Source organism: Micromonospora hortensis (assembly GCF_022230935.1).
Taxonomy (GTDB): Bacteria; Actinomycetota; Actinomycetes; order Mycobacteriales; family Micromonosporaceae; genus Micromonospora; species Micromonospora hortensis.
Genome location: NZ_JAKKFE010000017.1, coordinates 71,288 through 83,475, shown reverse-complemented (window position 1 = coordinate 83,475; position 12,188 = coordinate 71,288). Strand labels below are relative to the sequence as shown.

Genomic DNA, 12,188 nt, shown 5'->3' with positions numbered 1-12,188 from the left:
CTTGGAGGCGTGCATTTTCCACCGGGCATGGTCGCTGTCGCGGCGCTCAGCGGGCTCGTCGCCGCGGTGGCCGCCGTGCTGCTGACCGTCGTCGCCCGGCGGCGGGTGGCGCCGCGTCGACCGGCACACGTGCTGCTCGCGGCGGCCGCCGGAGTTGCACTGCTCAGCCTCCTGGCCGGGGTTGTCGCCGCGCTCAGCGCGAACGACCACTGGGCCCACCAGCAGGGGCAGCGCACCGGTTGGGCGACAGCGGTGGCGATCGGCACCGCGGTGAGCGGGCTGGCCTTCGCCGCTGGTCTGCTCCGGCTGCCCGGGGTGGCAGCCACCGCTGCCGGAACGACCCGGCTCGCCCTGGACGGGTTGGTCATGGCGGCGGCGCTGTGGTTCGTCGGTTGGGTGCTCTTCACCGAGCCCACCCGGTTGCTCGGTGCCGCCACGCCGATGGCCTGCCCGGCGATCCTGGTGGCCACCGTGAGCGCCGCGCTCGGTGCCGGGCTCGTCGTGATCGTCGTCTTCCGGGCCGCCGCGCCACGTCGACGGCTCGCCGCGCTGGGCGCCGGCATCAGCGCGGTGACCTGCGGTGGGCTGGGTCTCAGCGCCGGGCTCTGCCAGGCCGGGCCGACGATGGCGCTGGCCGGTGCGGCGGTGCTCGCCGCTGGTCTGCTGGTCGTCGCGCTCGCCGTGTACCGGGCCGACCGGCCGGGGCAGATCGACCTGGACCTGGTCGGCAGCGACGGCGAGTACGCGATCGCCCCGATGCTGGCGATGGCCGCCTCGGCGATGTACCACCTCGCCCAGGACGGCCGGTTCACCGCGGCGGGCATCGTGGCCGGCAGCGTGGAGGGCTTCGCCCTGGTGGCACGGCAGTACCTCACCCTTCGCGACGTCCGGGGGTACGCGAGCCGCCTGGCCGAGCGGGAGGCGCACTTCCGGGAGTTGGCGCACACCGATCCGCTGACGTCGTTGGCCAACCGGCGCGGGCTGCTCCGGGCGCTGCACCGCAACGCCGCCGACCACAACCCGTGTGTGCTGCTCGGCCTGGACCTGGACGGCTTCAAGAACGTCAACGACATGCGGGGCCACGACGTGGGCGACGCTGTGCTGGCCGAGGTGGGCCGGCGGCTGCGCGGCAACCTGCGCCCCGGCGACGTTGCCGCCCGGCTGGGTGGCGACGAGTTCGCCGTCCTCATGCAGGGTCGGTCGGTCGAGGCGGACCGGGTCGCCGAACGGCTCCTCGGGGTGCTCAACCGCCCCTACGACCAGCCGGAGGGGCCGGTCTTCCTGTCGGTGAGCATCGGGGTGGCCGACTGGGCCGACGAGCCGGACGTGGACCTGCTGCTGCGCCACGCCGACCTGGCGTTGCGCTACGCCAAGCAGCGTGGCAAGAACCGGATCGAGCGGTACGACGCCGCGTACGACCAGCTGTTGCGCCGCCGTACGACTGTGGAGCACGAGCTGCGCGGGGCCATCGACCGCGACGAGCTGCGGTTGGCGTTCCAGCCGGTGGCGTCGCTGCCGTCGGTGCGGCCGGTCGGCGCCGAGGCGCTGCTCCGCTGGCACCATCCCGAGCTGGGCAACGTGCGTCCGGACGAGTTCATCCCGCTCGCCGAGGAGTGCGGGATGATCGCCCCGCTCGGCGCCTGGGTGCTGCATCAGGCCTGCTACCAGCTCTCCCGGTGGCTGGCGGACGGGCACGACGTCTGGGTGTCGGTGAACGTCTCCCCGCGTGAGCTGCACGCCCCGCAGTACGTGGTCCAGGTCGCCGAGGCGCTGCGTGCCCACCACGTTCCGCCGCAGCGGCTGGTCCTGGAGGTCACCGAGCACGCGGTCGCCACCGACCTGGACGAGCTGATCCGGCGGCTCACCGCGCTGCGGTTGACAGGTGTCCGGATCGCGCTGGACGACTTCGGGGCCGGCTACTCGTCGCTGGGGCAGCTGCGCCGGTTGCCGATCGACATCCTCAAGATCGACCACAGTCTGGTCGCCGAGCACGAGCCGGTCCGCCCGGTCGGCCAGGACGGCCCCGCGTTCGCCCCGATGGTCGACATCGTCATGCGCCTGGGCCACCAGTTGGGGCTGGAGGTGATCGCCGAGGGGGTGACCACCCCGACCGAGTTGGCCGCCGTGGTGGCCGCCGGTTGCCGCTTTGGCCAGGGCGCGCTCTTCGGCTGGGGGGTGCCCGCCGAGCACCTGGAGGCGATGCTGGAGGCGGCCACATCCCCGGGCGCGCGTCCCGCTCCGGTGCCCGCACCACGCCGTGCTCCGGGTGGATCCGGGCAGCTCACCCCACCTGCCGATGGCGCGTCGCAGGCCGACGCGCCGACCTCCGTTAACCAACATGTGGGATCAGTTGACTCATCGCGTGAGATGCGTCAGGCTTAGCCGCATGTCGTCGTACCGGTCGCTGCGAGTACTTACCTGAGCGCACTCTCCCACCTGAGAGTGCGCTGGCCCCGTGCATCTGCACGAGGGCCGTTTTTATTGCCATCGGAACCTGGCGAGGCGGGCCCCGCCCGTGTCGCATCGCTTGACTAGCCACCAGCCACTCCAGCCGAAGGCCAGAACCGCCATGACGAGACCCACGCCCGAGACCCTCGCCCACACCGCCCGCCGGGCCCGCGCGGCCGCCGACCCGACCCTCGATGTCGACCAGGCCGCCACGCGCACGACCACCCCGGCCGCCCCGGCGGTACGGCCCGCCGCCGCGACCCCGATCTCCGGGGCCGGCTCGCTCGTGCGGTCCCTCGAGGCGCTCGAGGTCGACGTCGTCTTCGGCATTCCGGGCGGCGCGATCCTGCCGGCGTACGACCCGCTCTACGACTCGACGGTTCGGCACATCCTGGTGCGGCACGAGCAGGGCGCGGGGCACGCGGCGACCGGCTACGCGCAGGCCACCGGCAAGGTCGGCGTCTGCATCGCCACCTCCGGCCCGGGCGCGACGAACCTGGTCACCCCGATCGCTGACGCGTACATGGACTCGGTGGCGATGGTGGCGATCACCGGACAGGTGGCCAGCCCGCTGATCGGCACCGACGGCTTCCAGGAAGCGGACATCCAGGGCATCACCCTGCCGATCACCAAGCACAACTTCCTCGTGCAGAACGCCGAGGAGATCCCCCGCGTGCTGGCCGAGGCGTTCCACCTGGCCAGCAGCGGGCGACCCGGCCCCGTGCTTGTCGACATCCCCAAGGACGTGCTCCAGGCGCCGACCACCTTCTCCTGGCCGCCCACCCTCGACCTGCCCGGCTACCGGCCCACCCTGCACCCGCACGGCAAGCAGATCCGGGAGGCGGCGCGGCTGATGGCCGCAGCCCGGCGGCCGGTGCTCTACGTGGGCGGCGGCGTGCTCAAGGCCGGTGCCACCGACGGGCTGCGCCGGCTGGCCGAGCTGACCGGCATCCCGGTCGTCACCACGCTGATGGCGCTCGGCGCGTTCCCCGACTCGCACCAGCAGCACCTCGGGATGCCCGGCATGCACGGCACTGTCGCCGCGGTCTACGGCCTGCAGAAGGCGGATCTGATCGTCGCGCTGGGCGCACGCTTCGACGACCGGGTCACCGGCAAACTGGATTCGTTCGCCCCGGACGCGGCAGTGGTGCACGCGGACATCGACCCCGCCGAGATCGGCAAGAACCGGCACGTGGACGTCCCGATCGTCGGTGACGCCAAGCACGTCATCGACGAGCTGATCGCCGCGGTCACCGCCGAGCGGTCGGCAGGGCACACCGCCGACCTGGGTGACTGGTGGACGCAGCTCAACGACCTGCGCAACCGTTACCCGCTGGGCTACGACGAGCCGGTCGACGGGACCCTGTCCCCGCAGTACGTGATCAAGCGGCTGGGCGAGATCGTCGGCCCGGACGCGATCTTCGTGGCCGGGGTGGGCCAGCACCAGATGTGGGCGTCACAGTTCATCTCCTACGAGAAGCCGTACACCTGGTTGAATTCCGGCGGCCTCGGCACGATGGGCTACGCGGTGCCGGCGGCGATGGGCGCCAAGGTCGGCAAGCCGGACACGGTGGTCTGGGCGGTGGACGGTGACGGCTGCTTCCAGATGACCAACCAGGAGTTGGCCACCTGCGCGTTGGAGGGCATCCCGGTCAAGATCGCCGTCATCAACAACGGCAATCTCGGCATGGTCCGGCAGTGGCAGACGCTCTTCTACAACGAGCGCTACTCCAACACCGAGCTCGGCACCCACAAGCACCGCATCCCCGACTTCGTCAAGCTCGCCGAGGCCCTGGGCTGCGTCGGGCTGCGGTGCGAGAGCGCCGATGACGTGGACAAGACGATCGCCGCCGCCATGGAGATCAACGACGCCCCCGTGGTGATCGACTTCGTGGTCGGCAAGGACGCGATGGTCTGGCCGATGGTCGCCGCCGGCACCAGCAACGACGAGATCATGTTCGCCCGTGGCGTCCGCCCGGCCTTCGACGAGGATGACATTTAATGACCATGCATACTTTGTCCGTGCTGGTGGAGAACAAGCCGGGCGTGCTCGCCCGGGTCTCCGGCCTGTTCTCCCGGCGCGGGTTCAACATCGACAGCCTCGCCGTCGGCGAGACCGAGAACCCGGACGTCTCCCGGATCACCATCGTGGTCAACGCGGAGTCGTCCCCGCTGGAGCAGGTCACCAAGCAGCTGAACAAGCTTGTCAACGTGCTCAAGATCGTTGAGCTGGATCCCCAGGTCTCGGTCGCCCGAGAGTTGCTGCTGGTGAAGGTTCGCGCCGACCGGTCCGCGCGGTCGCAGGTGCTGGAGACCGTCAACCTGTTCCGCGCCCGGGTGGTCGACGTCGCACCGGACACGCTGACCATCGAGGCCACCGGCACCCCGGACAAGCTCGACGCGCTGCTCCGCGACCTCGAGGCCTTCGGCATCAAGGAGATGGTCCAGTCCGGGCTGGTGGCCATCGGGCGCGGCTCGCGTTCGATCACCGCCGGTCCCGCGCTTCGGGCCGCCTGACCCGCCGCCGGTCGGCCCTCGGCCGACCGTCCGGCGAATTCATCCGCACAGACCACGACGGGCCGCCCCGGCCGTCGTACGAAAGGGAAGTTCTCATGAGCGTTGAGGTGTACTACGACGACGATGCCGACCTCGGCCTGATCCAGGCCAAGAAGGTCGCGGTGATCGGTTACGGCAGCCAGGGCCACGCCCACGCGCTGTCGCTGCGTGACTCCGGCGTCGACGTGGTGATCGGTCTGCCGGAGGGCTCGAAGAGCCGTCCCAAGGCTGAGGAGCAGGGCCTGCGAGTGGTCACGCCCGCACAGGCCGCCGCCGAGGCCGATGTGATCATGGTGCTCGCACCGGACACCGCCCAGCGCGGGATCTACGCGGAGTCGATCGCCCCGCACCTCGCCCCGGGCAAGGCGATCTTCTTCGGCCACGGCTTCAACATCCGGTACGGCCTGATCAAGCCGCCGGCCGAGGTGGACGTCGCGATGGTCGCGCCCAAGGGCCCCGGTCACCTGGTCCGCCGCCAGTACAGCGACGGCAAGGGCGTGCCCTGTCTCGTCGCCGTCGAGCAGGACGCCAGCGGCAACGCGCTCGCGCTCGCCCTCGCGTACGCCAAGGGGATCGGCGGCACCCGCGCCGGCGCGATCAAGACCACCTTCACCGAGGAGACCGAGACCGACCTCTTCGGCGAGCAGGCGGTGCTCTGCGGCGGCGCCTCGGCGCTGGTGCAGACCGGTTTCGAGGTGCTCACCGAGGCGGGCTACGCCCCGGAGATCGCCTACTTCGAGTGCCTGCACGAGCTGAAGCTGATCGTCGACCTCATGTACGAGGGCGGCATCGCGAAGATGCGCTACAGCATCTCCGACACCGCCGAGTACGGCGACCTCTCCCGTGGCTCGCGCATCATCGACTCCCGGGTCAAGGACGAGATGCGCAAGATCCTGGGTGAGATCCAGTCCGGCGAGTTCGCCCGCGAGTGGGTCGCCGAGGACGAGGCCGGCCGGCCCAACTTCACCAAGTGGCAGGCCGAGGGTGCGGCGCACCCGATCGAGGAGACCGGCAAGAAGCTGCGCGGCATGATGAGCTGGGTCGACCGCCCGATCACCGAGACCGCCTGACCCGTTCGAACGACGATCCACCGACAGCCCCAGGGCTGGCGCTCTCCCCAGCGCCGCCCCGGGGCTGCCCGGCATGCTGCCGCCCGTCGATACGTCGGGCGGCAGTGCTCGTGCGCCACGACTCTCCCGGACTGACCGGGTGACCGACGCCGTCGGTGCTCGGCGCGGCCGGAGAACCGTGTCGGTGCGGTGAACGGCCGATGTCCGTCGCCCGACCGGGCGTGTGAGGGCACTCACCCCGAAGACCGGAACACGCCGACCAGCGGGGCCCCTACGATCGCCTGTAGGTGCAGCAGCCGGCACCTGACGGCCACGGCACGGATCAGCGCAGGGCGCAGTGCGGCGCCCCGCCGCCCGGGCCGATCGCAAACACGACCTCTACGAGGACCGATGAATCCTGTCGTACTGATCGCCGAAGAACTCGCCCCCGCCGCCATCGAGGTGCTCGCCCACGACTTCGACGTCCGTCACGTCGACGGCACCGACCGTCCGGCCCTGCTCTCGGCGCTCTCCGAGGCCAACGCCGTCATCGTGCGCAGCGCGACCCAGATCGACGCCGAGGCGATTGCTGCCGCGCCGCGACTGAAGGTGGTCGCCCGGGCGGGCATCGGACTGGACAACGTCGAGGTGCCGGCCGCCACCGCGCGGGGCGTCATGGTCGTCAACGCGCCCACCTCCAACATCGTCTCCGCCGCCGAGCAGGCCGTCGCGCTGCTGCTCGCCGTCGCCCGCAACACCGCGAGCGCCAGTTCCGCGCTCAAGGCGGGGGAGTGGAAGCGGTCGAAGTACACAGGCGTCGAGGTGCAGGGCAAGACCGTCGGCGTGGTCGGGCTCGGTCGTATCGGGGTGCTCTTCGCACAGCGCATCGCCGCTTTCGGCACCCGGCTGATCGCGTACGACCCGTACATCCAGCCGGCCCGTGCGGCGCAGCTCGGCGTCCGCCTGGTCGGGCTGGAGGAACTGCTGCGGGAGAGCGACTTCATCTCCATCCACCTGCCGAAGACGCCGGAGACGGTGGGCCTGATCGGTGAGAAGGAGTTGGCGCTCGTCAAGCCCGGCGTTCGCATCATCAACGCCGCCCGTGGTGGGCTGGTCGACGAGCAGGCGCTGGCGGACGCGATCGCCGAGGGCCGGGTCGCCGGCGCCGGCGTCGACGTGTACAGCAAGGAGCCGTGCACCTCGTCCCCGCTGTTCGCCTTCGACAACGTGGTGGCCACCCCGCACCTGGGCGCCTCCACCCACGAGGCGCAGGACAAGGCCGGTCTGGCCGTGGCCAAGAGCGTCAAGCTGGCGTTGCAGGGCGAGTTCGTTCCGGACGCGGTGAACGTGCAGGCCGGCGGCGTGGTCGCCGAGGACGTTCGGCCGCTGCTGCCGCTGGCGGAGAAGCTCGGCCGGGCGTTCACCGCGGTCGCGGGCGGGGTCGCCGCCAGCGTCACCGTCGAGGTCCGCGGTGAGATCGTCAGCCACGACGTGTCGGTGCTCAAGCTCGCCGCCACCAAGGGCCTGTTCAGCTCCGTGGTCGAGGAGCAGGTCACCTACGTCAACGCCCCGCACCTGGCCGCCGAGCGTGGCGTCGAGGTCACCCTGGCCACGCTGGCCGAGACGGCCGAGCAGCCGACCCTGGTCACTGTGCGCGGGGCGCTGCCGGACGGTCGGACGGTCAGTGTCTCCGGCACTGTCACCCACTCCGGCGCTCGGGACGTGCTGAAGCTGACCGAGGTGGACGGCTTCGACGTGGAGATCGGCGCGGAGGGCATCCTGCTCTTCCTGCGCTACGCCGACCGGCCCGGTGTGGTCGGCACCGTCGGTACCCTGCTCGGCGAGTCGGGCATCAACATCGCCGCCATGCAGGTGGCTCGTCGGGAGGCGGGCGGTGAGACGCTGATGACGCTCACCGTCGACCAGGCGCTCGGCGCCGACCTGCTCACCTCGGCCGCCGAGTCGATCGGCGCCACGGCGGCCAGCGCCGCCGACCTGCGCGACGAGTAGTAGACGACAAACACCGTGGGGGGCCTGGCGATTCGCCGGGCCCCTCGTCATTTCCCGTCCGTGCCGCCGGTCAGGTCAGCCGGGCATCCGCGCCGGCGGCGGGTAGACCGAGCCGTCCTGCGGGTCGAAGAGCATCAGCCCGTGCTCGCCGGCCAGCCGCTCGATGTCCAGTAGCACCTGATCCGCGCAGGTCGGGTGCAGGTTCAGCTCGACGTGGTCGTGGGCCGCGTGCAGCGGCGCCACCGCCCACGGGCTGTTCGGGCCGGGGTGACGGTCCGGATAGGAGGCGGTGATCGCCCGGTAGAAGCTGACCACCCGCGGATCGGGATAGCGATCCACGTGCCGCCCCTGCCGGCAACCGTTGACCGCTGTCCGCACGTCCTCGGGCGTCGCCCCGTCCTCCAGGGCCCACACGCTCAGATCGAAACTCACGGCGGATAGCGTGCCATCCGCCGTTCAGCATGTCGAAACTGCCTCGCCGCCGGTCAACCACCGATCACCGCGTGCTCCGGTCACGACGGTCCGGTGTGGAGACTCTTGCGTCGAGTTGCGTCGATTCGCTAGCGTACGCACTGCGGTCACTGGCCGAGTTCGAGGCGCCGGCCCGTCTTCGGGTGGCGCGGTCGACGTCCGGCCCGACCGGTCCGCACCCCTCGGTTGTGCGAGCCACGCGCACTCGTCGCTGACCGGCCCTCACGGTCGTTGCCGAGACCGTGGGGGCCGATCGCGCGCCCGACCGGCTCAGCGACGGTGTGCGAAGAGCGCGCGATAGTCGGAGTTGCCCCGGAACCACGCCAGGCCGGTGGGGCCGGCGGCGTAGAGCGCCGTGGCGTAGGCGTCGGCGATCGTCAGGTCGGGGCCCACCACTGTGGCGGCGACGAGGTGATCGGCCGGCTCGCCGGTGTGCGGGTCCACCACGTGGCCCTGCCGCCCGGTCACCCCGGAGGTGCCGATCGCGCCGGCGGTCATCTCCAGCACCAGCGGCGCGCGCTCGGGTGCGGTCGGATGGTGCACAGCTACCCGCCACGGTCCGCCGTGCGCCGCGCGGCCCCGGACGACGAGGTCGGCGCCGGCGAGTACGGCGTAGTCGTGGATGCCGGCGGCGCGCAGTCGCTCGGCGGCGCGTTCCACGGCCCAACCGCCGAGCAGGCCGCCCGGGTCGAAGCCGCCGGGCACCGCCCAGGCGTCGAACCACCCGTCGGTGGCCGCGCGCATCGCGGCGCAGCGGTCCACCAGGTCGGCGAGCGGCGGGTACGACTCCGGGCTGATCTCGCCCCGACGCAGCCGGGAGACCAGGCTCTCCGGTCGGTTGGGGCCATAGGTGAGGTCGATGGCGCGCAGCTCGGCGACGCTGTCCCGCAGCGCCTCGCCCACGCCCCGGCGACCGAGCCACTCGGGGGCGTTGAGCAGCAGTGTGTACTCGGCGGTCGCGGTGCGTACGGTGTGCTGCACCGCGATCCGGCCCTCGGTGGCCGCGGCCGGGTCGATCCGGTGCCGACGGCTGCCGAGTCGAAGGTCCGGCCGGCGGTTGCGGAACGCGGACGGGTCCGGCCAGCGTGTCCGTGGCTGCTCGTCGATGCGCATCGCATCTGCCCCCTCGCGCATGGCGCCGCGTCACCGCGACCCCGTTGGTCAGCGGGCCCCCGCGACCCACTGAGCACTACCGTAGGCAGCGGAGATGACCGCCCCATGAGTCCCAGCTGAGAGGGTGCTGTGCATTCCCGCATCCCAAATTATGGACGCTGCGTACCGGGAGGCGGGACAGCGACGTACCGTTGCCCGGACGGAACCGTTGAGCAGAGGAGTGCGGTCGTGGCGCGGATCGCGGTGGTGGCCGGAGACGGCATCGGGCCCGAGGTGGTCGCGCAGGCCCGCAAGGTCCTCGACGCGGTGCTGCCCGACGTGCAGGCCACCGAGTACGACCTCGGCGCCGCCCGCTGGCACCGTACCGGAGAGGTGCTGCCCGACTCGGTGCTGACCGAGTTGGCCGGGCACGACGCGATCCTGCTCGGCGCGGTCGGTGACCCGACGGTCCCGCCGGGTGTGCTGGAGCGTGGGCTGCTGCTCAAGCTCCGTTTCGCCTTCGACCAGTACGTCAACCTGCGCCCGTCCCGGCTCTGGCCCGGGGTCGCCGGCCCGCTGGGCAACGTGAAGCCGGGCGAGGTCGACCTCGTGGTGGTGCGCGAGGGCACCGAGGGGCTCTACGCCGGTGCCGGCGGTTCCCTGCACCGGGACACCCCGGCCGAGGTCGCCACCGAGGAGAGCCTGAACACCCGGCACGGCGTGGAGCGGGTGATCCGCGACGCGTTCGCGCGCGCCGGCCGCCGGGAGCGGCGCAAGGTCACCCTCGTGCACAAGACCAACGTACTCACCCACGCCGGGTCGCTCTGGGCGCGCACGTTCGACGCCGTCGCCGCCGAGCACCCGGACATCGAAACCGAGTACCAGCACGTCGACGCGGCGGCCATGTTCCTGGTCACCCAGCCGCAGCGCTACGACGTGGTGGTCACCGACAACCTCTTCGGCGACATCCTCACCGACATCGCCGCGGCCGTCACCGGTGGCATCGGGCTGGCCGCCAGCGGTTGCATCAACCCCGAGGGGGCGTACCCCTCGATGTTCGAGCCGGTGCACGGCTCGGCGCCGGACATCGCCGGGCAGGGCATCGCCGACCCGGTCGCCGCGGTGCTCTCCGCCGCGCTGCTACTGGAACAGCTCGGGCACAGCGAGTCGGCCGCCCGGGTCAACGCGGCGGTCGCCGCCGAGCTGGCCAGCCGGGTGCCGGGCGTGACGCTGCGTACCGAAGAGGTCGGCGACCGGCTCGCCGCCCACGCCGTAGCCTGATCGCCCCGGCCCGAGTGGCGACCGGCCTCTGAGGCGGATCTGCCACGGGCAGCCCGACCGGCGCTACCCGCTTAACGACCGTTCGGGGTAAGTTTCTGGCACAGCCATGTCGGTGTGCGGTCCCGCATGCCGTTGTTCCGCAGGGAGGTCAGCGCGATGAGCGGTGGCGACAAGATCGACTTCGAGATCCGTCCGAATCTCGCGCCGGTATCCGCCGCCGATCGGGCCGCACTGCTGACCAACCCCGGGTTCGGCAGGGTCTTCACCGACCACATGGTCACCGTCCGCTACGCCGACGGCAAGGGCTGGTACGACGCCCGGGTGGAAGCCCGTGCCCCGATCCCGATGGACCCGGCCAGCGCGGTGCTGCACTACGCGCAGGAGATCTTCGAAGGGCTCAAGGCGTACCGCACTGCCGACGGTGGCGTGACGATGTTCCGGCCGGACGCCAACGCGGCCCGCTTCGCCACCTCAGCGCAGCGGATGGCGATGCCGGTGCTGCCGCCGGAGGTGTTCGTCGACTCGCTGCACAAGCTCATCGAGATCGACCGGGAGTGGATCCCCACCGGCGAGGACGGCAGCCTCTACCTGCGGCCGTTCATGTTCGCCAGCGAGGTCTTCCTCGGCGTCCGCCCGGCCAACGAGTACCTCTACATGGTGATCGCCTCACCGGTCGGGGCGTACTTCACCGGTGGCGTCAAGCCGGTCACCGTCTGGGTCTCCCCGGACTACACCCGGGCCGCGCCCGGCGGCACCGGCGCGGCCAAGTGCGGCGGCAACTACGCCGCGTCGCTCGCCGCTCAGGCGGAGGCCATCGAGGCCGGCTGTGACCAGGTCGTCTTCCTGGACGCGGTGGAGCGCCGGTTCGTCGACGAACTGGGCGGCATGAACGTCTTCTTCGTCTACGACGACGGCACTGTGGTCACCCCACCGTTGACCGGCACGATCCTGCCGGGCATCACCCGCGACGCCGTCCTCGCGCTGGCCGGCGCGGCCGGGCACCAGGTCGAGGAGCGGCCGGTCAGCTTCGCCGACTGGCAGGCCGACGCCGCCAGCGGTCGCCTTCGGGAGGTGTTCGCCTGCGGCACCGCCGCGGTGGTCACCCCGATCGGTGGGGTCCGCTTCCCGGACGGCGAGTTCCTGATCGGTGGTGGCGAGCCCGGTCAGGTCACCATGGCCCTGCGTCAGCAGTTGGTCGACATCCAGCGGGGCAAGGCGGCCGACCCGCACGGCTGGGTGCAGCGGGTCTTCTGATCTCCGTCGCTGTGCCGGCCCGTCCAC

At 71.6% G+C, this 12,188-nt stretch carries 9 protein-coding genes; 7 read left to right on the top strand and 2 right to left on the bottom strand.

Going from position 1 to position 12,188, the window contains the following annotated elements:
* Nucleotides 1-27 precede the first annotated feature (27 nt).
* The 5 genes from NIE111_RS13130 to serA all read left to right on the top strand — a co-directional run bounded on the left by NIE111_RS13130 (nucleotide 28) and on the right by serA (nucleotide 8,063).
* On the top strand, nucleotides 28-2,382 hold the full coding sequence (locus tag NIE111_RS13130; RefSeq protein ID WP_274531068.1) for a putative bifunctional diguanylate cyclase/phosphodiesterase: 2,355 nt from the start codon (nucleotides 28-30) through the stop codon (nucleotides 2,380-2,382).
* 187 nt (nucleotides 2,383-2,569) lie between these two features.
* Entirely contained in the window at nucleotides 2,570-4,450 is a 1,881-nt protein-coding gene (locus NIE111_RS13125) for an acetolactate synthase large subunit (protein WP_238684656.1), read from the top strand.
* Entirely contained in the window at nucleotides 4,450-4,965 is a 516-nt protein-coding gene (ilvN, locus tag NIE111_RS13120) for an acetolactate synthase small subunit (RefSeq protein WP_088946549.1), read from the top strand. The genes NIE111_RS13125 and ilvN overlap by 1 nt, the downstream gene beginning before the upstream one ends.
* 95 nt (nucleotides 4,966-5,060) lie before the next feature.
* On the top strand, nucleotides 5,061-6,074 hold the full coding sequence (ilvC, locus tag NIE111_RS13115) for a ketol-acid reductoisomerase (protein WP_238684655.1): 1,014 nt from the start codon (nucleotides 5,061-5,063) through the stop codon (nucleotides 6,072-6,074).
* Nucleotides 6,075-6,464: 390 nt separating this feature from the next.
* A complete protein-coding gene (gene serA, locus NIE111_RS13110) occupies nucleotides 6,465-8,063 on the top strand; it encodes a phosphoglycerate dehydrogenase (protein ID WP_238684654.1) in 1,599 nt (532 codons plus the stop codon).
* Between the two features lie 75 nt (nucleotides 8,064-8,138).
* On the opposite strand, the gene NIE111_RS13105 is transcribed toward serA, so the two are convergent.
* Together NIE111_RS13105 and NIE111_RS13100 are read right to left on the bottom strand one after the other, a co-directional pair.
* Nucleotides 8,139-8,495, bottom strand: a complete 357-nt coding sequence (locus NIE111_RS13105; RefSeq protein ID WP_238684653.1) for a hypothetical protein — start codon at nucleotides 8,493-8,495, stop codon at nucleotides 8,139-8,141.
* A 309-nt stretch (nucleotides 8,496-8,804) separates the two neighbouring features.
* The gene (locus tag NIE111_RS13100; RefSeq protein ID WP_238684652.1) at nucleotides 8,805-9,647 is read right to left on the bottom strand and encodes an FAD:protein FMN transferase; all 843 of its coding nucleotides are present in this window, start codon (nucleotides 9,645-9,647) and stop codon (nucleotides 8,805-8,807) included.
* Between the two features lie 228 nt (nucleotides 9,648-9,875).
* On the opposite strand from NIE111_RS13100, the gene NIE111_RS13095 reads away from it, so the two are divergent.
* Together NIE111_RS13095 and NIE111_RS13090 are read left to right on the top strand one after the other, a co-directional pair.
* Nucleotides 9,876-10,907 (top strand): 3-isopropylmalate dehydrogenase, encoded by a 1,032-nt coding sequence (locus tag NIE111_RS13095; protein ID WP_112582053.1) that lies wholly within the window; start codon nucleotides 9,876-9,878, stop codon nucleotides 10,905-10,907.
* A 156-nt stretch (nucleotides 10,908-11,063) separates the two neighbouring features.
* Entirely contained in the window at nucleotides 11,064-12,161 is a 1,098-nt protein-coding gene (locus NIE111_RS13090; RefSeq protein WP_238684651.1) for a branched-chain amino acid aminotransferase, read from the top strand.
* Nucleotides 12,162-12,188 lie beyond the last annotated feature (27 nt).

Excerpts from the sequence above, each read along its gene's own strand:
- NIE111_RS13130 (WP_274531068.1), top strand. The coding sequence starts at position 28 with ATGGTCGCTGTCGCGGCGCTCAGCGGGCTCGTCGCCGCGGTGGCCGCC.
- NIE111_RS13125 (WP_238684656.1), top strand. The coding sequence starts at position 2,570 with ATGACGAGACCCACGCCCGAGACCCTCGCCCACACCGCCCGCCGGGCC.
- ilvN (WP_088946549.1), top strand. The coding sequence starts at position 4,450 with ATGACCATGCATACTTTGTCCGTGCTGGTGGAGAACAAGCCGGGCGTG.
- ilvC (WP_238684655.1), top strand. The coding sequence starts at position 5,061 with ATGAGCGTTGAGGTGTACTACGACGACGATGCCGACCTCGGCCTGATC.
- serA (WP_238684654.1), top strand. The coding sequence starts at position 6,465 with ATGAATCCTGTCGTACTGATCGCCGAAGAACTCGCCCCCGCCGCCATC.
- NIE111_RS13100 (WP_238684652.1), bottom strand. The coding sequence starts at position 9,647 with ATGCGCATCGACGAGCAGCCACGGACACGCTGGCCGGACCCGTCCGCG.
- NIE111_RS13090 (WP_238684651.1), top strand. The coding sequence starts at position 11,064 with ATGAGCGGTGGCGACAAGATCGACTTCGAGATCCGTCCGAATCTCGCG.